Source organism: Variovorax sp. P1_G12 (assembly GCF_056405555.1).
Window position 1 is genome coordinate 25,918 of sequence record NZ_JBFUBW010000022.1, and the last position, 24,971, is coordinate 50,888.

The window sequence follows — 24,971 nt, forward strand, 5'->3', positions numbered from 1 at the left end:
CGCCGATGGTGCCAACCTATCATATAGGTATAAAGGTTGTCGTCTGCCGCTCGTGCCGGTTCAATCGGCCGATCGATCAGAAAGAGGCAAGCCATGTGGAAAGACGACGACGAGCTGTTCACGCTGATGAAGACCCGCCTGTTTCCCGCGGTGGTGGGGGACATCCTCGACACCATGGGCCTGACGCGGCAGTTCCTGCCGCCGGCCATCCGGCCGGTCGCGCGGTCGATGGTGATCGCGGGCCGCGCGATGCCGGTGCTGGAAACCAATTGCTTTTCGCGCGCCGAGCCCGAAGGCAAGACGGCGCTGAGCCAGCAGCCGTTCGGCCTGCTGTTCCATGCGCTGGACGACCTGAAGCCCCATGAGGTCTATGTCGCCACCGGCTGCGCGCCGCAGTTCGCGCTGTGGGGTGGACTGATGACCACCCGCGCCCTGCACCTGAAGGCGGCGGGCGCGGTGCTCGACGGCTACTCGCGCGACACCAGCGAAGTGCTGGAACTGGGCATGCCGGTCTTCTCGCTGGGCGGCTACTCGCAGGACCAGGGCCCGCGCGGCAAGGTGGTCGACTACCGGGTTCCGGTGGAGATCCAGGGCGTGCGGGTGCGTCCGGGCGATGTGGTCTTCGGCGACCAGGACGGCGTGCTGATCGTGCCGCGCGAGGCGGAGGTCGAAGCCCTCAGCCGTGCGCTGGAGAAGGTCAGCACCGAGAGCGCGGTGCGCACCGCGATCCAGAACGGCATGAGCACGGTCGAGGCCTTCAACCACTTCGGCGTGATGTAAGGGCGGCGCGGCACGCCGTGGCTCGCTGGGGCGGCGCGCCCGCGCGCCCCGCGCCAGGCCGCGCGCCGCTTCCCGATGGATTCCACCGCATGACACACACACTCCGCTCCGCCGCCTGGTTCGCCGGCGACGACAAGGACGCCTTCATCCACCGCAGCTGGATGAAGAACGCCGGGCTGCCCGACGACAGCTTCGGACGCGGGCACCCCGCCTCCCCCCCCCCCCGCGTTGACGATCCTTCTCCACCTCCAGCCCCTAGTGGGGGGAGAGCTTTGGACAAACGAAGGCATCACGCAATACGCCAATGGTGGGGTCCTCCCTCCGAGGAGGGAGAGGAGCAGCCGAGCCGTCCATCAGGCCCTGCGGGACGATGACGCGTGTGCGAGTGCGTGTGCGTGTGCGTGTGCCCGCCTGGCGGCGCGGCGAGGCGTTGATGCAGCTGTCGCGCGCATGAGCGCGGCGCAGGGGCCCAGGTCCGGCCGCGTTGCGGGCGAACGGGCTTGCCTTTGACACTGCGACGACTACAGTTCGTGCTGTCCGCGATTCGCGAACAAGGAAAACGGTATGAGCCAGGATCCGTTTGCAGAGCTGAAGCAGCGACAGCGGGAGATGTGGGCCTCTTTCGCCCCGACGGCCATGTTCACCACCCCGGTGGCGGGTCACCTCGTGAAGTTTGCGCACATCGCTCCGGACGAGGCCGTCCTCGACGTCGGCACCGGGACCGGCGTCGTGGCCATCACGGCCGCGCGGGCCGGCGCGCAGGTGCAGGCGCTGGACCTGACGCCCGAACTCCTCGAGCAAGCCCGCGAGAACGCCCGCATCGCCCAGCAAGAAGACATCGTATGGACCGAGGGCGACGCCGAGCAACTGCCCTACCCCGACGCGTCGTTCGACGTCGTGTTGAGCCAGTTCGGACACATGTTCGCGCCGCGCCCCGACGTCGTGATCGCGGAGATGCATCGCGTGCTCAAGAGCACCGGCCGGATCGCGTTCGCCACCTGGCCACCGGAGCACCTCATTGGCCGCCTGTTCGCCCTCGTGGGGCGCAATTCGCCGCCGCCGCCACCCGGGGCGGCGCCGCCTCCGCAGTGGGGCCATCCCGCGACGGTCGTGGAGCGCCTGGGCAAACGCTTCGACGCCCCCTTTTTCRAGCGCGGCACGATGGCTTTCCCTGCGCTCAGCATCGAGCACTACCGCTTGTTCATGGAGGTCGGGCCGATCCAGAAGCTGGTCGAAAGCCTCGCGGCCGATCCCGGGAAGCTCGCTGCGCTCCGGGCCGAGTTCGATGCCATGGTCTCCCTCCACTACGCCGACAACATCGTGCATCAGGACTACCTGCTGACGCGCGCCCAGGCACGCTGAGACGAATGGAACGACCCGCATGCCGGCAGCGTTGCGCGCGCTTCGAGCGGACATCACCCAGCTGACGGTCGACGCCATCGTCAACGCGGCGAACAATTCCCTCCTCGGCGGCGGCGGGGTGGATGGAGCCATCCATCGCGCGGCGGGGCCCGAGTTGCTGCTGGAATGCCGACTGCTGGAAGGCTGCCAGACCGGCGACGCCAAGCTCACCCGAGGCTATCGCCTGCCCGCCAAGTTCGTCATCCACACCGTCGGTCCCGTGTGGCATGGCGGTGCCCACGGCGAAGCCGAACTGTTGTCGTCCTGCTATCGGAAGTCACTGTCGCTCGCGGGCGAACAGGGCGCGCGAACAGTCGCGTTCCCGAGCATCAGCACCGGGGTGTACGGCTACCCGATCGAGCTCGCAGCGCAAGTTGCCGTGGCTGCCGTTCGAGCCGGCCTGGAACAAGGCTCGACCATCGAAGAGGTCATCTTCTGCTGCTTCTCGGCCGACGACCTGGCCGTCTATCAGGCGGTGCTCGCCGAGGGGTCGGCCTGACCCGGTCGAGGACCTTGGCTGGCGCCAGCCCCGATGTCGCTGGCGTCGATGCTGTAGTCTCCCATTCGATGGCCGGATACCTCCCGGTTTGAAACGGAGCGACGATGGGTGACAAGGTCCTGGTGTTCTATGGCTCCTACCGGTCCGACCGGATGGGCGTGCGTCTGGCGGACTACGTGGTCGCCGGCCTCAAGGCGCGAGGTGACGATGCGGAACTGGTGGACGCCAAGGCGGTCGACCTGCCCATGCTCGACCGCATGTACAAGGAGTACCCGTTGGGCACCGCCCCCGCGGCCATGGAAGCCCTGGCCGGGAAGATACGCGACGCGGATGCCTTCGTCTTCGTGACCGGGGAATACAACTGGGGTCCGCAACCAGGCTTGAAGAATCTGACGGACCACTTCCTCGAGGAGTGGTTCTGGCGCCCGGCCGCCATCGCCAGCTATTCGGCCGGCCGGTTCTCGGGTGTCCGCTCGGGCACCATTTGGCATTCGATCCTGTCCGAGATGGGCATGGTCGTCGTTTCAAGCACGCTCGCCGTCGGCCCCATCTCGCAGACGCTGGATGCCGACGGGCGGCCCACCGGCAACGCCGGCGAAGCGCTCGAACGCTCCTTCGTTCGCTTCGCCGACGACCTGGCCTGGTGGACCGAGGCGGCGCGCGCACAGCGCGCGCGCAAGCCGCCGCCGTACTGACTGCTGGGAGCGTCGACGGTGCAGGAGGAGGTCGGGATTGCCCCGCGCTGCGCCAGCGACGGCGCCTCGGCTCCTCATCTTGGCGCGTCAGGCGCCTGCAAGACTTCATCGAACAACGCCAGCAACTGCCGCGCGAACAGGTCCATGTTCAGGACCCGGTCGCCTTCGCCGGTCTCGATGGTCTTCGCCCGCGTCACGTCGCCGGCGACTGCGACACACACGTGGCCGGGCGCATCCCCATACGGACTGCCCGACGGCCCGGCCGCACCGCTCTCGCCGAGCCCCCAGGTGGCGCGAAGCTGGCCGCGGATCCTGTTGGCGACGAGGGCCGCGTAGGGCTCGGTCTCCGAGCGCATGCCGACGACATCGGCGGCGCTCAGGCCCAGCAGCGCCCTGCCCGCGCGCCGCGTGTAGACGACGGCGCCGCCGAGGAAGAAGGCCGACGCGCCCGGGATGGCCAGCAGCGCGGCCGACACGAGGCCGCCGGCCGATGACTCGGTGACCGCCACCGTCTGGCCGCGCTCGCGCAAGTCGGCGCCGACGCGGGCGGCAAGGGTGGCGAGCGATGGCAGATCGGACATTCGGGACTCCAGGGGTGGGGCGTTGCAATACCCGCTTATAGCGCGAGCGGCCGCCCAACCTCCACGCCCGTCTCGGGACTGGCGGCCCGGACCGTCATGTCGCCGAGCGCTGCCAGGCTCTGCCGCGCAGCGTCCTGCAGCGCTTGGAAGAGGGTCAGGGACAACCCCTATCAAGTAATTTACCAGTTGGTCAATTACTTGATAAGATTTATCGAACGAGAAGTGAACACCCCGTCATTCTTCGGATGTGAACTCGAAGAAACCAACAGGGAATCGCCAGCCGCCGAGACAGTCCTTGCCCCACGAAAGAGCCCGAAAATGAATCACAGCTTTCAGTCCCGCCGCGACATCCTCAAGACCCTCGCGGTGGGCGGCTCACTTGCCGCCGGCGGCATGTCCCTGTCCCGCCTGGCGCACGCGCAGGCCGAGTCGATCCGTGTGGGGTTTCCAGTGCCGCTGACCGGCGCGTTCGCGGCGGAAGCGAAGGCTGTCGTGCGCGGCGCTGAATTGGCGATCAAAGAATTCAACGACGCCGGAGGCATGAACGGCAGGAAAGCCGAGCTTCTGGTGCGCGACGACAAGCTCAATCCCCAGGAAGCCGCCACCCGCACGATCGAGCTGCTTGACAAGGACAAGGCCCACTTCATCGTCGGCTCGGTGTCGTCAGCGGTACAGCTTTCCGTGAACAACGTGACCAAGCAGCGCAAGGTCATCTTCAATTCGATCAGTCAGTCCGACACCATCAACGAGGCCAGCGACTGGAGCCGCTACACCTTCCACGAATGCCTGAATCCGCACATGACGGCCGGCGCCGTCGCGCGCTATGCGATTCCGAAGCTTGGCAAGCGCGTGGTGTTCCTCACGGCCGACTACGCGTATGGCCAGGAGATGGTTCGCGGCTTCCAGACAGCAGGCAAGGCACTGGGCATGGACGTGCTCGCCGACATTCGCCATCCGCTGGGCCAGACCGACTTCTCCAGCTATTTTCCGCGCATCACGGGGCTCAAGCCCGACGTGCTGATCGTCTGCAATTTCGGTCGCGACCAGCAGATCGCCTTCAAGCAGGCCAACGATTTCGGGTTGAAGAAGCAACTGAAGATCATTGCGCCGCTGCTGATGCACAACGGCCGCATGGTCGACGGCCACAAGTCCTATGAAGGCATCATTGGCGGCACCGGCTACTACTGGGGCATGGAGTCTTCGTTGCCCTCGGCCAAGCGCTTCGACGACGCGTTCAAGGCCTTGCACGGGGGGGTCTACCCTACGGACTATGCGGGCCTCGGCTATGCCGGTGTGCGCAATGTGCTGGCGGCCGCCAAGGCGGCGGGCACGACAGACACCGAGAAAGTGGTCGACGCCCTCGCCGCCATGAAAGGCGATGTCTACAAGGGCAACGTCTATTTCCGCGCCTGCGACCACCAGGCCGTGCAGTCGGTGTTGATTGTCGAATCCAAGGCCCCGTCGGCCGCCGCGAACGACCAGGATATCTTCAAGATCCTGGCGACCGAGAACTTCGAAGAAGGCATGCTTCGCAGCTGCGCCGACCTGGGCCACAGGGCCTGATGCCTTTCGCCTGAGATCAAGGCGCTCGCGGGCTGCCTCCGGCGCCCTCGCCCGGCACTCGCTTCGGGCATCCAACTTTTGAATCCGGACATGGACATCACTTTCAACCTGATCGCCCAGCAGTTGGTCACAGGCCTGGCGCTCGGCTCGATCTACGTGCTGGTGGGCGTCGGCCTGTCACTGGTGTTCGGCCTGCTCACCGTCGTCAACTTCGCACATGGCGCATTCTTCATGGTGGGTGCGTATGTCGGCGTCTTCGTGTTCGCCCGTACTGGCAATTTCTGGCTGTGCATGGTGCTGGTCCCGCTGATCACCGGCGCCGTCGGCATGGTGGTGGAGCGCTTTCTGGTGCGTCCGCTGTACGGCCGGGGCATCGACTACCCCCTGCTGCTGACATTCGGCCTGGCCTACGTGATCATGGACCTGGTTCGCATGGCCTTCGGTGTGCAGGGCGAACAGTTCGATGCGCCCGAGATCCTGCAAGGCGCCGTGGACATCGGCGTCGGCATGTTCCCGATCTACCGCCTTTTCCTCATTGCCGTGACCGCCGTGGTGCTGCTGGCGCTGTGGCTGTTCCTCGAGAAGACCCGCTACGGCCTGATCGTTCGCGCCGGCGCCCGCGACCCGCTGGTGCTGCGCGTGCTGGGCATCAACATCGCCAGCGTCTGGCTGGCGATCTTCGGTGTCGGGACGGCGCTTGCCGGTCTGGCCGGACTGCTGGCGGCGCCCCTGCGCGGTGCTTCGCCCGAGATGGGCGTCCCGGTGCTGATCGAGGCCTTCGTGATCACGGTGGTTGGCGGCATGGGCTCGCTGGGCGGCGCCGTCGTGGCCGGTTTGCTCGTGGGCGTCGTCGTCAGTTTCACCACCCTGTTCCAGCCCGAGTTTGCAGAATTCTCGATGTTCGCCCTGATGGCGCTGATGCTGATCGTCAAGCCCAACGGCTTGTTCGGTCGGCGGGGTTTGATGAACTGAGCCATGACAAATACCGCTCTCCCCCCAGCCGCTGGAAAAACCGCGATCGCACTGGCGGCGCGTTATCCGGCGACGGCGGTCATCGCCGTCATGGCGCTGTTCCCCCTGGTGTTCCCGCTGTACTCACTGGCCATCAACATCCTGTTGTTCGGCCTGTTCGCGGCTGGCTACAACCTGACCTTCGGCTACACCGGCAAACTCTCGTTCGGCCATGCGGCGTTCTTCGGCGGTGGCGCCTATGGCTGCGGCATCCTCATTTCTGCCTACAGCGTCGCCTGGCCACTGGCGATGGTGTTCGGGATCCTGCTCGCCGGCTTCATCGCATTGCTGATGGGCCTTCTCGCCATGCGCACCCGAGGCATCTATTTCGCCATGGTGACGCTGGCACTGGCGCAGTGCTTCTACTTTCTGTTCTTCCACGCGACCTCGATCACCGGCGGCGACAACGGCCTGCGAGGTGTCAACGTCAACCAGGTCATGCTGGGCGGCCTGAAGATCGACCTGCTCCACCCGCTGGTCAAGTACTACTTCATGCTGGCCTTCGTTGCGCCGGCGATCTGGCTGATTGCCCGCATCCTGCGCTCGCCCTTCGGCGCGATCCTGGAAGCCCTGCGCGAAAACGAAAACCGGGCGCGAGCCTGCGGCGTGAATGTCGATCGCGTGCGGCTGTTGTCGCTGGTGGTGTCCGGAATGATCTGCGGACTGGCGGGCGCGCTCAGTGCGATCAACCTCTCGACCGTGTCCATCGACAGCATGTCCTACCACGCATCGGGCCAGGTCATGATGCTCACGCTGCTGGGCGGCATGGGCACCTTCTTCGGCCCCTTCGTCGGTGCCGGCATGTTTCTGGGGATCGAGCACATCGTCACCGGCGTGACTGAACGCTGGCAACTCATCGTCGGGGTCATCTTCATCGTTCTCGTGCTTTTCTTCCCCAAGGGAATCTGGGGCACCTTTCTCGCGTGGTACCGAAAATGAGCGATGCGCCACTTCTGAGCACACGCGGCCTGACCAAGATCTTCGGCGGCTTCACGGCCAATCAGGACGTCAGCGTCGACTTCCCGCGCGGCAAGCTCACCGCCATCATCGGCCCCAACGGGGCCGGCAAATCGACCTTCTTCAACATGGTCACCGGCTCGTTCGAGCCGACCTCTGGCAAGATCCTGTTCGGCGGCATCGACCTCGCCGGCCGCAAACAGCATGAGTTCGCGCGCATCGGAATCTCCAAGTCCTTCCAGATCACCAACCTCTTCCCCGCCCTGACGGTGCTGGAGAATGTCCGACTGGCGGTGCAGACGATGCACAGCACCTACAACCTGTGGGCGCCACGCAGCGCGCATGCCGAATGGGCCGACAAGGCCGAGGCCTTGCTGGAACTGGTCGAACTGCAGGACCGTCGACGCGAGCGTGCCGAGAACCTGGCGCACGGCGAGCAGCGCAGCCTGGAGATCGCGGTGGCGCTGGCCTGCGACCCGCAACTGCTGCTGCTGGACGAACCCACTGCCGGCATGAGCCCGGAAGAAACCACCGCCATCATGCGCCTGATCCTGAAGCTGTTGAAAGACTGCACCATCGGCATCGTGGAGCACAAGATGAAGCTGATCATGGGAATCAGCGACAGCATCATCGTGCTGCACCAGGGCAAGCTCCTCGTACAGGGCAGTCCCGACGAAATTCGCAGCAACGACGAGGTCAAGCGCGTGTACCTGGGCAAGGGGAATCATTGATGGCGGCACCGCTCCTTCATGTCGAGAAACTGAACGCCTGGTATGGCCGCAGCCACATCCTGCAAGGCGTCAGCTTTCAGGTGATGCCCGGTGAAGTCGTGGCCCTGATCGGCCGCAATGGCGCCGGGAAGACCACCACGATGAAGAGCGTCATGGGCCTGCTGGACCGTACCGAAGGCCAAGTGACCTTCGACCAGGTCGACTTGCAGCAACACCCCGCCCATCAACGGTTTTCCCATGGCCTGGCATTTGTGTTCGAAGAGCGCCGCATCGTGCCCGGATTGACCGTGATGGAAAACATCCAGCTGGGCGTGATCGCCTCGCCGGAGGGCCGTAGGCGCTCCCAGGATGTGATCGAGGAAGCTGCCGAAACCTTTCCCCGGCTCAAGGAACGCCTGCACCAGGACGCAGTGACCCTGTCGGGCGGTGAACAGCAGATGCTGGCCATCGCGCGCGCCATGGCGGCGCATCCCAAGATGGTCATGCTGGACGAGCCCAGCGAAGGCATCATGCCGAAACTGGTCGACGAGATGTTCGACTACTTTGGCGCTCTGAAGAAAAAGGGCGTGACCCTTCTGCTCGTCGAGCAAAGCGTGGAACATGCGCTGTCGATTGCCGACCGCGTCTACATCATGGACCAGGGCGAGATTGCGCATGAGGCCCGTGCGCAAGACTTCCTGGCCGATGCCGCGATGCAGGAAAAATACTGCTCTGTCTAGGGTGTCATGTCCATCGAACGACTCGAACACTACTCCGTGCGGACCGCCGACGTTGCCGCCGTCATCGACTTCTACGGCGCGGTACTCGGGCTGGTCCCCGGACCCCGGCCTGACTTTCCGTTTCCCGGCGCATGGCTTTATCGCGCCGATGCGGCGCAGCGAACGACGGGGTACAGCGTGGTGCATGTGATCGGCACCGGGATCGAACAGGCCGGCGGTTTGGATGACTTCCTCGGCGCCAAGCACGGCAGGGCTCACGAGGGCACCGGATTGCTGGATCACATCGCCTTTCGCGCGTCGGGCATCGCGGCGATGTACGCGTTGCTGAAGGACAGGGGACTGGCCTTCCGAGAAAGGCGTGTGCCCGGTCTGGATCTTCATCTGCTCTTTCTGGAAGACCCGAGCGGCGTCACGATCGAGCTCAACTACACCAGCGAAGCGGACCTCGCTGCGGCAGCAGGGGCTTCCTGACGGGGTCGGCTACTCGCCGAACAGCGCGCGCGCCCCGGCGAGATACGCAGTCACGCGGTCCTTCAGGATCTGCTCCGGCGAATCAAGCAGCGCCTGCTTGTAAATGTGGCGACGGATACCGAGGTAGAAAATGCCGCCGTGCAGACCCCAGATCAGTTCTTTTTCACGGTCGCTGTTCTTCTTGCGCGAGGAAACACCGAGATGATGCCGAGTCTCACGCACGATGCGCGGGATCAGCTTTTCGTTGATCAGCACCATGTAGTGATCGGGAATGTAGCCGTCACTCATGCCAGAAAAAATCAGGATGCGGACCCATTCAGGCGTCAGCACCGTCTCGGCGTAATCGATGTAGAAACGAATCAGCCTCGACTCGAGGTCGGCGCTTCGGTCGTCCAGCCAGTCTTCCCACTCAGGTTTCCAGCGCCCCAGATAGACCTCCTTGTAGACCCGCTCGATCAGCGATTGCTTGGTCGGGAAGTAGTGGTACAGGAGGGGGTGAGTGATGCCTATTTCCATGGCCAGATCACGCGTCTGGCCATCGAGTCCGCGCTCGGAAAAAAACTTGATCGCGCCTTGCACGATCTGCTCCTCGCGGGCTTCCACGCTGAGCCGTTGACGCAGCTTCTGGGGCGCAGCCAGGCTGGACTTTCTGGATTTCCCTGGAGTTTCTGACATGAAGAGCGCGCGCTGAAGCGATAGGGGGTGGGCGTTATTCCATCTTAACCGGACCTCCTTTTCTCTCGGGCTCCTTCGGCCCGATGTCCTTGATTTTATTTACCATTCGGTAAATAATAAATCGCTTCGGATCAGGGAGTTCCGACGATGCATCAGGCGTGCAGTCCGCTCGGCCGAACACGATCGAGAACACTCGGCTCTACCTAAAGGATGGATGATGGAATTGAACGGGCAACAGCACATCGGTGCGCCGCGGCAGAAGGTCTGGGATGCACTGAACGACCCGACCATCCTGTCGCGCTGTGTTCCGGGTTGCGAGGAGATCATCGAGGTGTCCGACACCGAAAGACATGCCCGCGTGCTACTGAAGATCGGCCCGGTGCGCGCACGCTTCAACGGCAAGATCTTCATGTCCGACGTCCAGGCGCCGACCCGTTGCAAGCTGAGTTTCGAGGGCGCCGGCGGTGCCGCAGGTTTTGCCAAGGGGCACTCGCAGGTGCTGCTTGCCGACGATGCCGGGGGCACGCTGCTCAGCTACACCGTCGAAGCTTCGGTCGGCGGCAAACTGGGCCAGATCGGCGGGCGGTTGATCGACTCATCGGCCAAGAAGATGGCCGACGAGTTTTTCACGGCCTTCAATGCGGCGCTGACGGGTCCCGATGCTGGTGCGCCACCGGTGAGCCATGGGGCACAGCCAACATCCACCGCAGGCGCCGGCCGGCCACAGGCGCCGCTTCCGCAGGGAGCGCCCTTCGGCGGCAGCTTCACCCCCGAGCTGGTTCGCGCCTTCTGGTTCAGCTTCGGTGCGGCATTCGCATTGCTGGTCAGTCGCTGGGCGGCCTGAGGCCTCGCCAGGAAATCCCGATGAAAGCGCCTCCGTTCGACTACCTCAAGCCGTCTTCCCTGGAGGGCGTCTTCAATTTGCTGGGCATCCACGGCGACAGAGGCCGCCTGATCGCCGGTGGCCAGACCTTGCTCGCGACGCTGAACATGCGCCTGTCCGAGCCCCAGGTGTTGATCGATCTGCAGGACGTGCCTGGCCTGCGCGGCATCTCGCTGCAGGCCCGCTGTGTGCGCATCGGAGCCATGACGACGCACAGCGAGATCGAGGATTCTCCGCTGCTCGCCATTCATGCACCGATGCTGTCGGCAACCGCCCCGCATGTCGCTCACCGGGCCATCCGCAATCGCGGCACGTTGGGCGGATCGCTCGCGTTTGCCGATCCAGCCGCGGAATGGCCTGCCTGTGCGGTGGCACTGGATGCGGTACTGGTGCTTCAAAGCCGGCGCGGGCAGCGACGTGTCGACGCGATCGATTTCTTCCAGGCGCTGTACAAGACGGCCCTGGCGCCCGACGAGGTCATCGTCGCCTGCGAATTCCCGTTGACGCCGCCCCACTTCCGCTTCGCCTTCGATGAGCTGGCGCGCCGTCATGGCGACTACGCGATCGTCGGGCTCGCCGCGACGGCTCGACTCGAGCAGGGTGTGCTGCGGCACACCCGCCTGGTCTACCTCGGCACCGGCAACGTCCCGGTGCGCGCACGCGCGGCCGAAACCGTTCTCGAAGGCACTCCCGCCGGCACGGCGCAAGTGAACGCCGCAGTCGGCGCGCTGGCCGGTGAACTGCTGCCTGCGGCCGATCTGTACAACGACGCCAAGACCAAGCTGCATCTCGCAGGCGTGTTGCTGCGCCGCGGTGTCGCCAGACTGTGCGCGTGAGCGTCTCAACGATCTTCTTGGAGTGGCCATGCCTGAACCGATTCCCGTCAACATCTGGGTCAATGGTGTCCCGCAAAGCCGCCTCGTGGAGCCGCGCACCCACCTGATCGACTTCCTGCGCGAAAACCTCGGCATCAAGGGCGCGCGTGTCGGCTGTGAACATGGTGTCTGCGGCGCCTGCACCGTCCGGCTGGATGGCGAGATCGTGCGTGGCTGCCTGGTGCTGGCGGTGCAGGCCGATGGCCGCGACGTGGAAACCATCGACGGCGCCAGCGACCGCCACGACCTGACGGATCTGCAGCAGGCCTTTCACGCCCGCAACGCCCTGCAGTGCGGCTTTTGCACTTCGGGCATGCTGCTCACTGCGTCGGCGCTGCTGTCTGAGCAACCGGACGCCACTCGCGAGCAGGTGCGTGAGTACATGTCCGGCAACTATTGCCGTTGCACCGGCTACCAGGCCATCGTCGACGCGATTTGCGACGTGCTCGCACTGCGCCGCCAGATGGCCATTTCCGAATAAGGCTCCGCCCGCAACATGCACATCGCACCGACCGCTCCCGTCGAAACGTCCGATCGCGCCGCCCCGGATACAGCGCTGCCTCGCGGCTACATCGGCGCTTCCGTCGTCCGGCCCAATGCGAGGCGCCACCTGGAAGGTCGTGGCACCTACGTCGACGATATCTCCCTGCCACGGCTGGCGCATGTGGTGTATTTGCGCAGCCCACTGGCTCATGCGGGCATCGGCGCCATCGACGCGACCCAGGCGCGCAGCATGCCCGGCATCATCGCTGTGGTGGACGGGCGCGAGATCGCTACCGTCTGCACGCCATGGACAGCGACGCTCGCGCACATGGTCGGCATGAAGTCGGCGCCGCAATACCCGCTGGCCGTCGAACGCGTCTGCTGGCAGGGCGAGCCAGTGCTGGCCATCGTCGCCGAGACCCGCCACCAGGCCGAAGACGCCCTGCAGACCATCATCGTCGACTGGCAGGAACTGCCGGTCGTGGGCTGCATGGAAGCGGCAGCCGATCCAGACACGCCGCCCATTCATCCGATATTGGGCGACAACCTGTGCTTCCACAAAGAGATCGACACCGGCGCGGTCGATGAAGCCTTCGCCGGGGCCGATGTCGTGGTCGAGGAAACCTACCGCTTCGGTCGCCACACCGGCGTGACAATGGAGACCCGCTCCGTCCTGGCCGACTACCATCCGGCCGATCGCCATCTCACGGTGTACCAGTCGCACCAGGCGCCGCACATGATGCAGGATTTGTACGCCCGCCATTTCGACTTGCCGGAGAGCTCGGTGCGTGTAATCTGCAAGGATGTCGGCGGATCGTTCGGCATCAAGGTCCATTCGTATCCGGACGACTTCGCTACGGTGGCGCTGTCCATCCTGCTGAAGCGGCCGGTAAAGTTCGTGGCCGACCGGCTGGAGTCGTTTGTCACGGACGTTCATGCGCGCGAGCATGTGGTGCGCGCGCGATTGGCCGTGAAGGCCGACGGGGAAATCGTCGGTTTCGATGTAGACGACCTGACTGGCATCGGCCCCTATTCGGTCTATCCGCGCACCAGCGCGATCGAAGGCAACCAGGTGCTCACCATCACCGGTGGGCCATACAGGCACAAGCATTACCGGGCCGTGCTGAACGTCGTGTTCCAGAACAAGGCACCGACCAGCCAGTACCGCGGCGTCGGTCATCCGATTGCCTGCGCCATCACCGAAGGCCTGGTGGAGCTTGCCGCGCGCAAACTGGGCATCGACAGCCTCGACATGCGGCGCCGCAACGTGATGCCCGACGATGGCTATCCGTGCAACGGTGCTTCTGGCATCAAGTTGGAGCAGCTGTCCCATGAAGCCTGCCTCGAGAAGCTGGCCCAGCTGATGGACTACAAGGCCTTGCGCGCCGAGCAGGCGGCGTTGCGTGAACAGGGCATCTATCGCGGCATCGGCTTGGCGGTGCTGGTGGAACTGACCAACCCTGGCGCCGCGTTCTACGGCATCGGCGGCGCCCGCATTTCAGCACAGGACGGTGCGACGCTCCGACTTGAGGCCAGCGGCTTGGTGACCTGCCTCGTGAGCGTAGGCGAACAGGGGCAAGGCACAGAAACCATCTTTGCCCAGATCGCGGCGGACGCCGTGGGTGTGCCGATGGAGCAGGTGCGGGTGATCACCGGGGACACCGAAGTCACGCCCTACGGCGGCGGCACCTGGGCCTCGCGTGGCGCCGGCATCGGTGGTGAAGCGGTCTTGCAGGCAGGCCATGCGCTGCGCGAGAATCTGCGCCAGCTCGCGGCCGTCGTGCTCCAACAGGATGTCGCCACGCTGGAGGTCCGGAACGGCTATGTTGTCGACACCGACCATCCGGAAACATCGGTCGCCCTGTCCGAACTCGGGCGAGTGGCCTACTTTCGGCCAGACACCTTGCCGCCGGGCGAGTTGCCGGCGCTGGTGGTCACGCGGCACTACGCGCAGCGCGACTACCCCTTTGCCTTCACCAACGGCGTGCAGGCATCGTATGTCGAGGTCGATGTCGAGACCGGCTTTGTCAAGTTGCTCAAGCACTGGGCGGTGGAAGACTGCGGGCGTATCCTGAACCCGTTGCTGGTCGACGAACAGATGCGCGGCGCCATTGTGCAAGGCATCGGCGGTGCGCTGCTCGAGGAATGCCTCTACGACGACCACGGCCTGCTGCGCAACGGCAGCATGGCGGACTACCTGGTACCCATGGCCAACGAGATGCCGGACATCGTGCTCGCGCACGTCCAGACGCCCACGAGAACATCAGAACTCGGCGCCAAGGGCGCGGGTGAGGCGGGCACGGCGGGCGCCCCGGCGGCGGTGATGAATGCGATCAACGACGCCCTCGCATCCTTCGATGTCCGGGTTACTGCGCAGCCGATCACGCCCGAAAAAATTCTCCAGGCCCTTGGTGTCGTCTGACCGGTGCGCGACTGCTTCGCCTCAAATGCCGCTGCGTGCATGCGGCGACCTCGTCTATGACAATGCTTCAAGGTAGCAGGGTCACTCAGGTCTGCTCTTCAGCTGGAGCTTCTCGATGATCGCCTGATTGTGGGCCATGGTCGCGGCCAGCACGTGCCGAAGCTGGTCCAACGAGGCACGGCAAGTCCAGGCCTTGCGCAGCCAGCGCTTCGCGGAATTTCGGTGCATGGACGACCTTTGCCACCGCAAGCCAGCACAGTGCAAGCATTGCGAGCAGTCTCAGTCTCGATGACTTTGGAGCCATGGCAGTTCACCTTGCTGAGCGGATCACTCAAATGACGAAGATGGTCATGGCCGCCGCAGTTTCGCAGTCGATGGCATCCGGCAGCTTGATCAGCAGTGTGGCGGCAATCAGCCGCTCGGTGCTGTAGGCGCCCAGTGTGTTGGTGAAGCCCGTGTAGGTCCGCGGTCGCCGACCGCCAGTTGGGTCACGCCGGCACCAACGGCCTCGACCCCCGGCCGCACCGCCACGCCCGTGAAAAGGCGGAGGAGTCCGTCAACCTGAGAAGCTCTGCCCCTGTTCCGCCAGCCCACGCTGGACCGTGCGGCACGCCACGCCCAGGTGCTCGGCCTCCTGTTCGATCGTGCAGCGCTCACTGGGCAGCAGCAGCAGGATCGTGCGCCGCACGTCCTCGAGCATCGTTGCCCTCTGCGGCCTGGCCGACGCGTCCAGCAACTGCTGCGCGTAGCGCGCCATCGCCGGATCGGCGGACGGGTTGCGGGCATCGAGATCGGCCTTCGCGCAAACGATGCAGTTGAATTCGGCGTCGAACTCGACAGCCCGGCCGAACAACCGCCGATGCACAGTGAGGTCGCACGGCGCCGGGTGATCGAGGCACACGCGTCGTGGCTGCCAGCCGGCCCCAAGAAACTGACGCATCAACCGCAGCATCACGCCGAGCGCCAGTTCGATTCTCTGGCGCGTGGGCTACTGCGCGTTGCCCGCCTGGACCTCCTCGCGGAGAACGACCTCTCCAGCGAACTCCTCGACCATCAACGACAATGAGCCATTGCGCAGCACCTGGTAGCGCATCAGCACGTCGAGCGAGTCGCGCAACGTGGCCTGGTCGCGGATCAGCATTCCCACCGCGCCAAGGTTGGACAGCAGCCGTGACTCCGCCATGCACAGGCCGAAACTCTCGTTGCCCGACAGGACGGCAGACGCCTGGAGCAATTGCCCGACGCGCTCGACCGGAATCATGAGGTCCGGCTCGCGCAGGACATTCGGGCTCAGACCCGCGTCGGAGAGCATGCGTTCCGGGGTCCACGCCGCCGGCACGCGCGACCTCGCTGTAGTTGGTAAGGCTCGCAGCGCGGACCGGTGTCGACATCGGAAAACCGGGTAGAAAAGTGGCACCGAAGGATAAGTGCCTGTCATGTATTGACAAGCGGGGGATTGCCGGCGCAACCACACTCTGAAGCATCAAGCGGCCTATTCGACAACAGGAGACAAGCTTCATGACTCAAGCCCTCACAGCGGCACCCGCCGTGGTTCGCGCGACCTCTCTGGGCAACTCGATCCAGGTCGAGCCCCTCACTTGTTCGATCGGCGCCGAGCTCGGCAACGTCAACCTCGGCGCGGCTGCCGAGGACGACTCGTTGATGGYAGAGATCCGGGCGCTGATCCTGAAGCATCGCGTGCTGTTCTTCCGCGACCAGGACATCACGCGCGCCCAGCACGTGGCCTTCGCCCGTCGCTTCGGCGAGCTGGAGGACCATCCCGTGGTGGGCAGCCATCCCGAAACCGGCGAGAAGGTGTTGTTTGTCAATGGGAGCTTCACGACGCACTTCACCAATTTCAATACCCCGGCCAATGTGCGCTTCGGGCTGGACAAGTCGCCCGGCGCCAGTCATCTGCTCAACTACCTGGTCAGTCAGGCCTGCATCCTCGAATACCAGGTGCGTTTCCGCTGGAAGAAGAACAGCATCGCGTTCTGGGACAACCGTTCGACCCAGCGCTACGCAGTGATGGACTACCCGCCGTGCCACCGAAAGAGCGAGCGCACGGCAATCATCGGCGACCTGCCCTACTGAAAGATCAACATGAACTCTGCATCGTCAACCGTTCTCATCGTCCCCGGCCTGCGCGAGCATGTACCGGACCACTGGCAGACCCTGCTGGCGGCGAAGCTGCCTCGCGTGCACAGCGTTGCTCCGCTCGAGCACGACAAGCTGAGTTGCGCCGCGCGCGTCGACGCGATCGACCGCGCCCTGGCCGCCATCGAGGGACCGGTGATCATCGTGGCGCACAGCGCGGGCGCGATCATGGTGGCCCATTGGGCCGCCCTGCGCGCCACGCGCGAGATCCGCGGCGCACTGCTGGCGGCGCCCGCCGACCTCGAGACCCCCATGCCGGCGGGCTACCCGACGACCGAGGCACTCGAACTCAATGGCTGGCTGCCGATCCCTCGCGCCAAGCTGCCGTTTCCGAGCATCGTTGCGGCGGGCAGCAACGATCCCCTGACCCGTCTCGATCGCGCCCGTGACTTCGCGCAGGCGTGGGGCAGCCGCTTCGTCGAACTCGGCCCGGTCGGGCATCTGAACCCGGCCTCGGGCCATGGCGAGTGGCCGCAGGCCGAGGCGTTCATTCGCGAACTCGCGTGAGCCCACGGGTCGTCCGGACTGGCGCGAAATGCCAAATGAGCAGCGTGATCCGGCAAACGGCCTCCTGCCTGCCTGTCCTACAGTGACAGCTCCCTCGGAACTCGACGGTGCCAGCATCGCCCCAGGGCGCAGGTCCACCTGTCCGTCGAAGTCCACTGTTCCACTGGAGACATGCAATGAACTTTCTCGACGGCCACCTGTTCCCCGAAAACCAGCAGCCACTGATCATCACGGCCGCCCCCTATGCGCCGGGCTGGCTGCCCTCCGACTTTCCCGAAGACATCCCCGTCACCATGGAAGCGCAGATCCAGAAGGCGGTGGATTGCTACAACGCCGGCGCCACGGTGCTGCACCTGCATGTGCGCGAACTGGACGGCAAGGGCTCCAAGCGCCTGTCCAAGTTCAACGAGCTGATCGCCGGCGTGCGCAAGGCCGTCCCGGAGATGGTCATCCAGGTGGGCGGCTCGATCAGCTTTGCGCCGGAATCGGAAGGCGCCGCTGCCAAGTGGCTGAGCGACGACACCCGCCACATGCTGGCCGAACTCGACCCCAAGCCCGATCAGGTCACGGTGACGGTGAACACCTCGCAGATGAACGTGACCGAGCATGCGGAGCTGGCTGATTTCAAAGGCACCTCCCGGGAGATCCCCGCCATCTTCAATGCCTACAAGGAGATGACGGTGCCCTCCCAGCCCGGCTGGGTGGAGGAGCACATCCGCCGGCTCTCCGCGGCCGGCATTCAAAGTGCCTTCCAGTGCTACAACATCAACAGCTTCGAGTCGGTGGAGCGCCTGATGCGCCGCGGCGTCTACAAGGGCCCGCTGGTCATGAACTGGGTCGCCATCAGTGGCGGCATGGATGCGCCCAACATCTACAACCTGGCCAACACGCTGCGCGCCGTGCCCGACGGTGCCGTGCTGACGGTCGAAAGCTCCGTGCGCAACGTGCTGCCGATCAACATGATGGGCATTGCCATGGGCCTGCATGTGCGCTGCGGCACCGAGGACGTCCTGTGGAACCAGTCGCGAACGGCCAAGATGAGCACGGTGTCGCAGATCGAGCAGCTGGTGCGCATCTCCCGCGAGTTCGGCCGCGAGATCGCCACGGCCCGGCAGGCCCGCGAGATCTCGAGGATCGGCGTCTTCTACGACACGGCGGAGGAGTCCCTGCAGGCCAACGGCTTCGCGCCGAATCGCAACGGCGGCAACCAGGGCTTCCTGCGCAAGGCGGCCTGATCGCGCCAGATCGAGTCAGCGGCCCTCCAGGCCTCGGAGCGCCTGCAGGGTCGCGACCCGGCTCTGGCCAAGCACCATGCCCTGCCAGGCCGGGTCGTCACTGAAGAAGGCTCCGCGCATGGATTCGCGAATGCGTGCGGCGGCGGCGGGCGGCGCGTCGGGATGGCGGCGCAGCCAGGCTTCGCCCCGCAGCGCATCCACCATCGCGTCGAACGGCACGGTGCCGAACTCCAACGCCATCGATGTCGTCCGCGCGTCGGGGCACGCGGCATAGATCAGCGACGCGACTTGGCCCGTGATGTCGGCAGAGGCGGACGTGCCCGCGAAGGGCACCGCCACATCGAGGCCCCACCAGCGCACGGCACGCTCCACCTCCTGGGGATCGCGGCGGCCCGCGAAGATCTTCTCGCCATGGCCCCATGGGCCGAGGCCGGTGTGGAAGTCGATCCAGCCGATCTCCTCGAACATGCCGCCGTGCTTCCGCAGGACACGGCTGAGCGTGCCCAGTGATGCGCTGCGCGCAGCACCGCCGAAGAAAAGTCCTTCCGGGAACGCGTATTGCCCCCTCGACACCGCCGCGCGAAACCGACCGTGCCCATGCTGCGAGACATAGGCCGCGATCGCCTCGCGGTTCTCCGGCGTCGGAGGCCACACCGCCGGCACCAGCAGCGGATGCAGGCGGGCGTAGTCCGCGTCGATCGGCAGCGGCGCATCGAAAGACTGCGCGTTGCGGTTGAGGTCGACGTTGTCCTCGTTGGTGCGGCTGAGCCAGGAGAAGCCGTACGGGTTGACGGCGTGGATCAACAGCAGCGCGACACCGGCCTGGGCGGCGCGCGCGAGCAGGTCGTCGTCGGCCAACAGCGCGAGCTGGCAGGCCGAGCCGCAAAAGCCTTCGATGCCGTGGGTGGCCGAGGTGAGCACCAGCAAGGCACGCGCGCCGTCCGGACGGACCCACGCCACGTCCGTGCTCAGGGCCTCGCCGGACGAACCCGAGGCCTCGATGAGGAAACTCTCGACACCGTCCGACCGCGAATGCGCGGCGGCGAGGAAGCGCTGGCGCGCCTGCGCGTAGTTCGCGGAAAAAAAGTGATCAACGATCGTGGGCGACGAAGTCATTGGCGCGCGCATTCATTGCGGTTCGAGCTTGATCGAATGGGCGATCTGGCGATAGCGCGCCACTTCGGACTCGTAGGCCTTCACGGCTTCGGACACCGTCATCGGCGACGCCACCACCAGGCCCTGGGCTTCGAGCTGGCTGCGCACCGCCGGATCGGCCAGCACGACGCCGAGCGCCTTGTTGAGCCGTTGCACCACCTCGTCCGGCGTGCCCTTCTTCACGAAGTAGGCGTGCCAGAGCGTGAAGCTGAAGTCCTTGAGCTGCGTGCCGTCGTTGACGCTCGCGAATTTCGCGAGCAGGGGCGCTTCCACCTTGCCGGCCGGCGCGAGCGTGCCGATGATCTTCATGCGTCCGCCATCCGCCATCGCGATGATCTGCTGCTGGATCGGCGCGAGCATGAAGTCCACCTGGCCGGAGGCCAGGTCCTGCATCAGCGGCGCGCCGCCCTTGTAGGGCACGTGCGTCATCTTCGCGCCGGTGAGCACCGAGAGGCGCTCCCCGAGCACGTGGTAGAGCGAGCCGTAGCCGGTGCTGCCGAAAGTCAGCGGCGCGTCCTTGGCCGACTTGCGCGCCAGAGCGATCAACTCGTCCATCGAGTTCGCGGGCAGGTCCTTGCGGGTGACGGCCACCATCGGCGCCACACCGATCATCTGCACGATGCGGAAATCCTCGCTGGCGTACTTGACGGACGCGTTGGTCAACGGCACGAGGATGGTCTCGTTCGGCGTGCCCTGGAACACGAGGTAGCCATCGGTCGGCGCGTGAAGAACCTTCTGCGCACCGATGGCGCCCCCGGCGCCGCCCAGGTTCTCGACGATCACGGGTTGCCCCAGCTGCCTGGCCAATGCGCTGTTGACGACCCGCGCAATGACGTCGGACGACCCGCCCGCCGGGTACGGAACCATCAGGCTCACCGGCTTGGACGGAAAGGCATCGGCCGCGTGGGCGCCCAATGTCATGAGGAGGCCTGCGACGCAGGCGGTCAGAGTGCTCTTGAGGTTCATTGCTGTTCTCCGGGACAGGGGGGGCTCGCGCCTGCTTGCATTGCGCAACAGCAGGAGTCGACGGATGGTAAGAACAGAGGCCTATCAGGAAAAGACAACATTTTCGCCACTAACATCAGCATTTGTTGTCATTAGCCGGGCCTCGAATGAAACTGCAGCAACTGCGCGCCTTTGTGGCGGTCGCCGAGCATCGGAGCATTCGCGCCGCTGCGCGCGCGCTTTTCATTTCCCAGCCCGCAGTGACGCGCACCATGCGCGAACTCGAGGCCGAGCTCGATGTGCCGCTGCTCCGGCGCAGTGTCGCGGGTGTCGAGCTCACCGAGGCGGGCCTGGCCTTCCAGGCGCGCGCGCACCTGATCCTCGAGGAGCTGCGCCGTGCCCGCGACGAGCTGGCCTACATGAAGGCCGGAGGCCACGGCCGCGTGACGGCGGCCCTCACATCGACCATCGGGCTCACGCTCCTGCCTGATGCGCTGAAGGCTTTCGGTCGCCGCATGCCGCAAGCCCAGGTCGGCATCACCGAGGATGCGCCGCCGGTCGCGCTGCAAAAGCTCAAGAACGGCACGCTCGACTTCGTCGTTGCAAACACGCTCGAAGGCAGCCTGCCCGACGATTTCATCCAGCAGCCTCTCTTCCTCATGCAGCTCGTCGTCGGTGCGAGAGGCGACCACCCGATGGCCGCAGCGCGGTCGCTGCGCGAGTTGCAGGAGCAGGATTGGGTGGTCCCCTCTCTGAACCGGGACTTCTTCTCCCGCCTGTTCATTTCACAGGGGCTGGAGGTACCGCCGCGCATGCTGGCCTGCGAATCCTTCGCCATTGCCGTGCACCTGCTTGGGAAGATGGATCTGCTCGGACTGTTCTCCAGCGCCGTGATCGAGCAGGAGCTCCTGCCGCGCGGCCTGCAGGCCCTTCATCTGCGCGAGCGCCTGCCCCCGGTCGAGGTGAGCATCGTGACGCTGCGCCAGGGTCGCCTGACGCCTGCGGCCCAGTGTCTCGTGGAGTGCCTGCAATCGGTTCCGCCACCGCGCGGGCTGAAGCGCGCTCGCTGAATACGCAGGGCCCACCGAATCTACTCCGGCTGGTAGTCGATCGACTTCAGCAGCTTGGCCTGCTCCTGGTAGGCCTGCTTCAAGTCGCTCATCATCTCGTCCGACGTGACGGCTGCGCCCGGTTCCATGCCCATGGCCTTGATACGGTTCTGCACCGATTCCTGCTTGAAATAGGCCAGCGTCACCTCGCGGATTTTCTGCTGGATGGCCGGCGGCGCATCCGGGCGGGACCAGACAGCGAACCAGCCTGCCTGCGCGAGCTGCGGGTAGCCGAACTCCTTGAAAGTGGGCACATCCGGCAGCTCGGCAATCCGTGTCGGGTAGTTCACCGCAAGCGCCTTGATCTTGCCGGCCTTGATCAGCGGCAAGGAGGTGGTCACCCCATCGAACATCAGGGGCACATGGCCGCCCATGAGATCGGTCAGCGCCTGGGGCGAGCCTTTGTATCCGACATGCTTCATCTGCACATGCGCGAGTTGCCCGAGCAACATGCCCGAGGTGTGGCCCTTCATTCCCGTCGCATAGGAAGCGAAGATCAGTCCGTCCTTTTGCGATTTGCCGTATTCCACCAGTTGCTGCAAATTGGAAACAGGCAGATCCTTGTTGGCGACCAGCACCAGTCCTGTGCGGCTGAGCTGGGCCAGCGGCTTCAGGTCCGAGAATGGCTTGTAGCTGACCTTGTAGGCCAGCGGGGTTTCGCTCACCACGCCGCCCTGGATGACCAGGAAAGTGTGGCCATCCTTGCCGGTGGACAACAGGTCGTTGATCGCCAGCGCGCCGGCGGCGCCGGGCTTGGATTCCACGATGACCGGCTTGCTCAATGCCTGCTGCAGCCCTTCGGCCAGCAGCCGGGCCAGCGCGTCGGCACTGCCGCCGGCAGGCCCACCCACCACCAGACGGATCGGCTTGCTGGGCCATGCCTCCTGCGCCTGCGCGACGGGCGTCCAAGCCACGATCCCGATACCAGCCGCCAGGGCGAATCCACGCCACCAGAAGTTGCCCTGCTTGTTCATGTCTGTCTCCTTCGATTGCTGTGCTGTGCGCGCTTAGAAAGGCTTGTCGCCGATGATGGCCGTGCGCTCCATTTTTCGGGGCGCCGGCCAGTAGTCCTGGACCGCGTAGTGCTGCGTGCAGCGGTTGTCCCACATGGCCACACTGTTGGGCTTCCAGCGGAAACGAACCTGGTACTCGGGAATGGCCGCCTGGCTGGTCAGGTAATTGAGCAGCAGGCTCGCGCCCGGCGTCTTGTCCTGGCCGTAGCGCACGTTGTCCGGCGTGTGGTAGTTCGCGAAATGGGTGGCGAAACCACAGACGTACAGGATCTTCTCCCCTGTTTCCGGGTGGGTGCGCACCACCGGATGCTCCACCATGGGATGCTCCATCCCGAGCGCCCGGCGCTTGGCTTCCGGCATGGCGGCGCCGAAAGAGTGCTCGATGCTGCACTTCACCTTCAGGCCGTCGATCTTCTTCTTGATGTCGTCGGGCAGGTTGTTGTAGGCCTCCACCATGTTGACCCAGATGGTGTCTCCCCCGACCGGCGGGCATTCGATGCAGCGCAGCACGCACCCCATGGGCGGCGCGTCGCGCCACTGGCCATCGGTGTGAAAGCTGTTCTCGTAGTTCTCGCGCTTGTCGCTGCGGTAGATCTGGACCAGCCCGGGATGGTCCGGGTCGCTGCCGGCCACGGGATGGTCTTCCAGTTCCCCGAAATGGCGGGCAAAGGCCACATGCTCGGCCCGCGTGATGTCCTGGTCGCGAAAGAAAAGCACCTTGTGTTGCAGCAGCAAGGCCTTGATCTCGTTGGCCAGGCCGAGGTCGCGCGACGCTTCGCCCAGGTGCACGCCCGATACTTCCGCACCGATGGTGCACGTCAGTTGTTCGACTTTCATTGCCTGCTCCTCAGAGGGTGAAGACCGATGCGCCCACGGTCTTGCGGGATTCGAGATCGCGGTGCGCCTCGGCGGCCTCCGCCAGCGCGTAGCGCTTCTGGATGTCGATGCGAAGGCGCCCGGCCGCCACATGGTCGAAAAGCTCCGCCAGCAGCGCTTGCTTTTCCACGGGGTCGGCGATGTAGTCCGCCAGCGCCGGACGCGTGAGGAACAGCGAGCCCTTGCGCGCCAGGATCTGGGGGTCGAACGGCGGGATCGTGCCGGAGGCGGTGCCGACGCAGACCATCAGGCCGCGACGCTTGAGGGAGTCGAGGGACGCCTCGAAGGTGTCCTTGCCGACGCTGTCGAACACCACGCTCACGCCCACGCCATCGGTCAGCGCGCGCACGCGCTGGGCCACGTTCTCATGGCTGTAGTTGATGACGTGGTCACAGCCATGGGCGCGTGCCACTTCGGCCTTGGCTTCGCTCGATACCGTGCCGATCACGGTGAGCCCGAGCAGCTTGGCCCACTGGGTGACGATCAGCCCGACGCCGCCGGCCGCCGCATGCAGCAGGATCGTCTCGTTGCCGCTGAAGGCATGGATGCGACGCATCAGATAGGCCGAGGTCAGCCCCCGCATGGTGATGCATGCGGCCGTCTCGAAGTCGATGGCGTCCGGCAGCTTGATCAGGGCGTTGGCTGAAATCAGCCGCTCGGTGCTGTAGGCACCCAGCGTGTTGACAAAGCCGGTGTAGGTTACGCGGTCACCGACGACCACGTGGTCCACGCCCTCGCCGATCGCGGCCACGACGCCCGCGCCCTCCACCCCGATGCCGCTGGGCAGCGGCACCGGATAGATGCCGGTACGGAAATACGTGTCTGCATAGTTCAGGCCTGCCGCTTTTTGCTGCAGGAGCACCTGGCCCGGCCCGGGGTCGCCGACGTCGACGTCGCGCATGCGCAGGACCTCCGGGCCCCCTGTCTGCTCGAATCTGATCACTTGTGCCACTGCTGTCTCCTTGAAGTCCACCGCAGCAGGTCTTGCGATGCATTCACGCTCTGCCTGCCGGTTGGACAAATTCTCGAATCACACGCAGCAAACCCGCTTTGCCGATCACGACAGGTTCTTGCCCAGTCGCGCCGCAAGGGGAAAACCCTGTGAGGGTCTGCACGCAGACTGCGGCACGCGCCCCCAGCCTGCCGAACCCAACAGGATTCGCCATCTCCATCAAAGCCTGCGGCACCCACGCCATTGACCACGCGTTCGGGGCATTGATTCGCGTCT

26 protein-coding genes and 2 pseudogenes are annotated in these 24,971 nt (G+C 65.2%); 18 read left to right on the top strand and 10 right to left on the bottom strand.

Annotated elements, in window-relative coordinates; genetic code table 11:
* The first annotated feature begins 93 nt into the window (after nucleotides 1-93).
* The 4 genes from AC1D2O_RS23430 to AC1D2O_RS23445 all read left to right on the top strand — a co-directional run bounded on the left by AC1D2O_RS23430 (nucleotide 94) and on the right by AC1D2O_RS23445 (nucleotide 3,375).
* On the top strand, nucleotides 94-780 hold the full coding sequence (locus AC1D2O_RS23430; RefSeq protein WP_478157979.1) for an RraA family protein: 687 nt from the start codon (nucleotides 94-96) through the stop codon (nucleotides 778-780).
* A gap of 564 nt (nucleotides 781-1,344) precedes the next feature.
* On the top strand, nucleotides 1,345-2,142 hold the full coding sequence (locus AC1D2O_RS23435; protein WP_478157980.1) for a class I SAM-dependent methyltransferase: 798 nt from the start codon (nucleotides 1,345-1,347) through the stop codon (nucleotides 2,140-2,142).
* Nucleotides 2,143-2,161: 19 nt separating this feature from the next.
* Nucleotides 2,162-2,680: an O-acetyl-ADP-ribose deacetylase gene (locus AC1D2O_RS23440; RefSeq protein ID WP_478086024.1), complete on the top strand. Its 519-nt coding sequence runs from the start codon at nucleotides 2,162-2,164 to the stop codon at nucleotides 2,678-2,680.
* Nucleotides 2,681-2,784: 104 nt separating this feature from the next.
* Nucleotides 2,785-3,375, top strand: coding sequence for an NADPH-dependent FMN reductase (locus AC1D2O_RS23445; protein WP_478157981.1), 591 nt, complete (start codon nucleotides 2,785-2,787; stop codon nucleotides 3,373-3,375).
* A gap of 74 nt (nucleotides 3,376-3,449) precedes the next feature.
* Here AC1D2O_RS23445 and AC1D2O_RS23450 read toward each other — a convergent pair whose 3' ends face one another.
* Nucleotides 3,450-3,956 carry a CinA family protein gene (locus AC1D2O_RS23450; RefSeq protein ID WP_478157982.1) on the bottom strand — a complete coding sequence of 169 codons (507 nt, stop codon included), beginning with the start codon at nucleotides 3,954-3,956 and terminating at the stop codon, nucleotides 3,450-3,452.
* 318 nt (nucleotides 3,957-4,274) lie between these two features.
* On the opposite strand from AC1D2O_RS23450, the gene AC1D2O_RS23455 reads away from it, so the two are divergent.
* The 6 genes from AC1D2O_RS23455 to AC1D2O_RS23480 all read left to right on the top strand — a co-directional run bounded on the left by AC1D2O_RS23455 (nucleotide 4,275) and on the right by AC1D2O_RS23480 (nucleotide 9,408).
* Complete coding sequence (locus AC1D2O_RS23455) at nucleotides 4,275-5,519, top strand: ABC transporter substrate-binding protein (RefSeq protein ID WP_478157983.1); 1,245 nt, start codon at nucleotides 4,275-4,277, stop codon at nucleotides 5,517-5,519.
* A gap of 90 nt (nucleotides 5,520-5,609) precedes the next feature.
* Entirely contained in the window at nucleotides 5,610-6,491 is an 882-nt protein-coding gene (locus tag AC1D2O_RS23460; protein ID WP_478086031.1) for a branched-chain amino acid ABC transporter permease, read from the top strand.
* Between the two features lie 3 nt (nucleotides 6,492-6,494).
* Entirely contained in the window at nucleotides 6,495-7,469 is a 975-nt protein-coding gene (locus tag AC1D2O_RS23465) for a branched-chain amino acid ABC transporter permease (protein ID WP_478086033.1), read from the top strand.
* On the top strand, nucleotides 7,466-8,218 hold the full coding sequence (locus AC1D2O_RS23470; RefSeq protein WP_478086035.1) for an ABC transporter ATP-binding protein: 753 nt from the start codon (nucleotides 7,466-7,468) through the stop codon (nucleotides 8,216-8,218). Before AC1D2O_RS23465 ends, AC1D2O_RS23470 begins: the two co-directional genes overlap by 4 nt.
* Nucleotides 8,218-8,937: an ABC transporter ATP-binding protein gene (locus tag AC1D2O_RS23475; RefSeq protein ID WP_478086037.1), complete on the top strand. Its 720-nt coding sequence runs from the start codon at nucleotides 8,218-8,220 to the stop codon at nucleotides 8,935-8,937. The genes AC1D2O_RS23470 and AC1D2O_RS23475 overlap by 1 nt, the downstream gene beginning before the upstream one ends.
* A gap of 6 nt (nucleotides 8,938-8,943) precedes the next feature.
* Entirely contained in the window at nucleotides 8,944-9,408 is a 465-nt protein-coding gene (locus tag AC1D2O_RS23480; RefSeq protein ID WP_478086038.1) for a VOC family protein, read from the top strand.
* Nucleotides 9,409-9,417: 9 nt separating this feature from the next.
* Here the strand turns inward: AC1D2O_RS23480 and AC1D2O_RS23485 are convergent, their stop codons facing one another.
* Nucleotides 9,418-10,083: a TetR/AcrR family transcriptional regulator gene (locus AC1D2O_RS23485; protein WP_478086039.1), complete on the bottom strand. Its 666-nt coding sequence runs from the start codon at nucleotides 10,081-10,083 to the stop codon at nucleotides 9,418-9,420.
* A gap of 217 nt (nucleotides 10,084-10,300) precedes the next feature.
* On the opposite strand from AC1D2O_RS23485, the gene AC1D2O_RS23490 reads away from it, so the two are divergent.
* From AC1D2O_RS23490 to AC1D2O_RS23505, 4 genes are read left to right on the top strand one after another with little or no spacing between them, the layout of a single operon-like run.
* Nucleotides 10,301-10,927, top strand: a complete 627-nt coding sequence (locus AC1D2O_RS23490; protein WP_478086041.1) for a CoxG family protein — start codon at nucleotides 10,301-10,303, stop codon at nucleotides 10,925-10,927.
* A gap of 20 nt (nucleotides 10,928-10,947) precedes the next feature.
* A complete protein-coding gene (locus tag AC1D2O_RS23495) occupies nucleotides 10,948-11,802 on the top strand; it encodes an FAD binding domain-containing protein (RefSeq protein WP_478086042.1) in 855 nt (284 codons plus the stop codon).
* Nucleotides 11,803-11,830: 28 nt separating this feature from the next.
* Entirely contained in the window at nucleotides 11,831-12,322 is a 492-nt protein-coding gene (locus tag AC1D2O_RS23500; RefSeq protein WP_478086043.1) for a (2Fe-2S)-binding protein, read from the top strand.
* 15 nt (nucleotides 12,323-12,337) lie between these two features.
* Complete coding sequence (locus AC1D2O_RS23505) at nucleotides 12,338-14,746, top strand: xanthine dehydrogenase family protein molybdopterin-binding subunit (protein ID WP_478157984.1); 2,409 nt, start codon at nucleotides 12,338-12,340, stop codon at nucleotides 14,744-14,746.
* A gap of 81 nt (nucleotides 14,747-14,827) precedes the next feature.
* Here the strand turns inward: AC1D2O_RS23505 and AC1D2O_RS23510 are convergent, their stop codons facing one another.
* From AC1D2O_RS23510 to AC1D2O_RS23520, 3 genes and pseudogenes are all read right to left on the bottom strand, one after another.
* Nucleotides 14,828-14,974, bottom strand: a complete 147-nt coding sequence (locus AC1D2O_RS23510) for a hypothetical protein (protein WP_478086046.1) — start codon at nucleotides 14,972-14,974, stop codon at nucleotides 14,828-14,830.
* A gap of 115 nt (nucleotides 14,975-15,089) precedes the next feature.
* Nucleotides 15,090-15,262 (bottom strand): annotated as a pseudogene (locus AC1D2O_RS23515) (quinone oxidoreductase); the annotation flags it as partial.
* Nucleotides 15,263-15,308: 46 nt separating this feature from the next.
* Nucleotides 15,309-16,137, bottom strand: a pseudogene (locus AC1D2O_RS23520) (AraC family transcriptional regulator); the annotation flags it as partial.
* 127 nt (nucleotides 16,138-16,264) lie between these two features.
* On the opposite strand from AC1D2O_RS23520, the gene AC1D2O_RS23525 reads away from it, so the two are divergent.
* The 3 genes from AC1D2O_RS23525 (at nucleotide 16,265) to AC1D2O_RS23535 (ending at nucleotide 18,645) form a co-directional block, all read left to right on the top strand.
* Nucleotides 16,265-16,840, top strand: a complete 576-nt coding sequence (locus AC1D2O_RS23525) for a TauD/TfdA dioxygenase family protein (protein ID WP_478157985.1) — start codon at nucleotides 16,265-16,267, stop codon at nucleotides 16,838-16,840.
* Nucleotides 16,841-16,849: 9 nt separating this feature from the next.
* On the top strand, nucleotides 16,850-17,410 hold the full coding sequence (locus tag AC1D2O_RS23530) for an RBBP9/YdeN family alpha/beta hydrolase (RefSeq protein ID WP_478086047.1): 561 nt from the start codon (nucleotides 16,850-16,852) through the stop codon (nucleotides 17,408-17,410).
* 176 nt (nucleotides 17,411-17,586) lie between these two features.
* Nucleotides 17,587-18,645, top strand: coding sequence for a beta-keto acid cleavage family enzyme (locus AC1D2O_RS23535; protein ID WP_478086048.1), 1,059 nt, complete (start codon nucleotides 17,587-17,589; stop codon nucleotides 18,643-18,645).
* Nucleotides 18,646-18,660: 15 nt separating this feature from the next.
* On the opposite strand, the gene AC1D2O_RS23540 is transcribed toward AC1D2O_RS23535, so the two are convergent.
* Together AC1D2O_RS23540 and AC1D2O_RS23545 are read right to left on the bottom strand one after the other, a co-directional pair.
* The gene (locus tag AC1D2O_RS23540) at nucleotides 18,661-19,761 is read right to left on the bottom strand and encodes a M14 family metallopeptidase (protein ID WP_478086050.1); all 1,101 of its coding nucleotides are present in this window, start codon (nucleotides 19,759-19,761) and stop codon (nucleotides 18,661-18,663) included.
* Nucleotides 19,762-19,773: 12 nt separating this feature from the next.
* Nucleotides 19,774-20,766, bottom strand: coding sequence for a Bug family tripartite tricarboxylate transporter substrate binding protein (locus tag AC1D2O_RS23545; RefSeq protein ID WP_478086052.1), 993 nt, complete (start codon nucleotides 20,764-20,766; stop codon nucleotides 19,774-19,776).
* Nucleotides 20,767-20,912: 146 nt separating this feature from the next.
* Here AC1D2O_RS23545 and AC1D2O_RS23550 point away from each other — a divergent pair, with 146 nt between their 5' ends.
* The gene (locus AC1D2O_RS23550) at nucleotides 20,913-21,815 is read left to right on the top strand and encodes a LysR substrate-binding domain-containing protein (protein WP_478086053.1); all 903 of its coding nucleotides are present in this window, start codon (nucleotides 20,913-20,915) and stop codon (nucleotides 21,813-21,815) included.
* A 20-nt stretch (nucleotides 21,816-21,835) separates the two neighbouring features.
* Here AC1D2O_RS23550 and AC1D2O_RS23555 read toward each other — a convergent pair whose 3' ends face one another.
* Genes AC1D2O_RS23555 through AC1D2O_RS23565 form a run of 3 tightly spaced genes read right to left on the bottom strand, consistent with a single transcriptional unit; the run spans nucleotide 21,836 to nucleotide 24,695 of the window.
* On the bottom strand, nucleotides 21,836-22,828 hold the full coding sequence (locus tag AC1D2O_RS23555; RefSeq protein WP_478157986.1) for a Bug family tripartite tricarboxylate transporter substrate binding protein: 993 nt from the start codon (nucleotides 22,826-22,828) through the stop codon (nucleotides 21,836-21,838).
* A 33-nt stretch (nucleotides 22,829-22,861) separates the two neighbouring features.
* Complete coding sequence (locus tag AC1D2O_RS23560) at nucleotides 22,862-23,704, bottom strand: TauD/TfdA dioxygenase family protein (protein ID WP_478094688.1); 843 nt, start codon at nucleotides 23,702-23,704, stop codon at nucleotides 22,862-22,864.
* A 10-nt stretch (nucleotides 23,705-23,714) separates the two neighbouring features.
* The gene (locus tag AC1D2O_RS23565) at nucleotides 23,715-24,695 is read right to left on the bottom strand and encodes a quinone oxidoreductase family protein (protein WP_478157987.1); all 981 of its coding nucleotides are present in this window, start codon (nucleotides 24,693-24,695) and stop codon (nucleotides 23,715-23,717) included.
* Nucleotides 24,696-24,971 lie beyond the last annotated feature (276 nt).

Excerpts from the sequence above, each read along its gene's own strand:
- AC1D2O_RS23430 (WP_478157979.1), top strand. The coding sequence starts at position 94 with ATGTGGAAAGACGACGACGAGCTGTTCACGCTGATGAAGACCCGCCTG.
- AC1D2O_RS23440 (WP_478086024.1), top strand. The coding sequence starts at position 2,162 with ATGCCGGCAGCGTTGCGCGCGCTTCGAGCGGACATCACCCAGCTGACG.
- AC1D2O_RS23445 (WP_478157981.1), top strand. The coding sequence starts at position 2,785 with ATGGGTGACAAGGTCCTGGTGTTCTATGGCTCCTACCGGTCCGACCGG.
- AC1D2O_RS23450 (WP_478157982.1), bottom strand. The coding sequence starts at position 3,956 with ATGTCCGATCTGCCATCGCTCGCCACCCTTGCCGCCCGCGTCGGCGCC.
- AC1D2O_RS23455 (WP_478157983.1), top strand. The coding sequence starts at position 4,275 with ATGAATCACAGCTTTCAGTCCCGCCGCGACATCCTCAAGACCCTCGCG.
- AC1D2O_RS23460 (WP_478086031.1), top strand. The coding sequence starts at position 5,610 with ATGGACATCACTTTCAACCTGATCGCCCAGCAGTTGGTCACAGGCCTG.
- AC1D2O_RS23465 (WP_478086033.1), top strand. The coding sequence starts at position 6,495 with ATGACAAATACCGCTCTCCCCCCAGCCGCTGGAAAAACCGCGATCGCA.
- AC1D2O_RS23470 (WP_478086035.1), top strand. The coding sequence starts at position 7,466 with ATGAGCGATGCGCCACTTCTGAGCACACGCGGCCTGACCAAGATCTTC.
- AC1D2O_RS23475 (WP_478086037.1), top strand. The coding sequence starts at position 8,218 with ATGGCGGCACCGCTCCTTCATGTCGAGAAACTGAACGCCTGGTATGGC.
- AC1D2O_RS23480 (WP_478086038.1), top strand. The coding sequence starts at position 8,944 with ATGTCCATCGAACGACTCGAACACTACTCCGTGCGGACCGCCGACGTT.
- AC1D2O_RS23485 (WP_478086039.1), bottom strand. The coding sequence starts at position 10,083 with ATGTCAGAAACTCCAGGGAAATCCAGAAAGTCCAGCCTGGCTGCGCCC.
- AC1D2O_RS23490 (WP_478086041.1), top strand. The coding sequence starts at position 10,301 with ATGGAATTGAACGGGCAACAGCACATCGGTGCGCCGCGGCAGAAGGTC.
- AC1D2O_RS23495 (WP_478086042.1), top strand. The coding sequence starts at position 10,948 with ATGAAAGCGCCTCCGTTCGACTACCTCAAGCCGTCTTCCCTGGAGGGC.
- AC1D2O_RS23500 (WP_478086043.1), top strand. The coding sequence starts at position 11,831 with ATGCCTGAACCGATTCCCGTCAACATCTGGGTCAATGGTGTCCCGCAA.
- AC1D2O_RS23505 (WP_478157984.1), top strand. The coding sequence starts at position 12,338 with ATGCACATCGCACCGACCGCTCCCGTCGAAACGTCCGATCGCGCCGCC.
- AC1D2O_RS23510 (WP_478086046.1), bottom strand. The coding sequence starts at position 14,974 with ATGCACCGAAATTCCGCGAAGCGCTGGCTGCGCAAGGCCTGGACTTGC.
- AC1D2O_RS23530 (WP_478086047.1), top strand. The coding sequence starts at position 16,850 with ATGAACTCTGCATCGTCAACCGTTCTCATCGTCCCCGGCCTGCGCGAG.
- AC1D2O_RS23535 (WP_478086048.1), top strand. The coding sequence starts at position 17,587 with ATGAACTTTCTCGACGGCCACCTGTTCCCCGAAAACCAGCAGCCACTG.
- AC1D2O_RS23540 (WP_478086050.1), bottom strand. The coding sequence starts at position 19,761 with ATGACTTCGTCGCCCACGATCGTTGATCACTTTTTTTCCGCGAACTAC.
- AC1D2O_RS23545 (WP_478086052.1), bottom strand. The coding sequence starts at position 20,766 with ATGAACCTCAAGAGCACTCTGACCGCCTGCGTCGCAGGCCTCCTCATG.
- AC1D2O_RS23550 (WP_478086053.1), top strand. The coding sequence starts at position 20,913 with ATGAAACTGCAGCAACTGCGCGCCTTTGTGGCGGTCGCCGAGCATCGG.
- AC1D2O_RS23555 (WP_478157986.1), bottom strand. The coding sequence starts at position 22,828 with ATGAACAAGCAGGGCAACTTCTGGTGGCGTGGATTCGCCCTGGCGGCT.
- AC1D2O_RS23560 (WP_478094688.1), bottom strand. The coding sequence starts at position 23,704 with ATGAAAGTCGAACAACTGACGTGCACCATCGGTGCGGAAGTATCGGGC.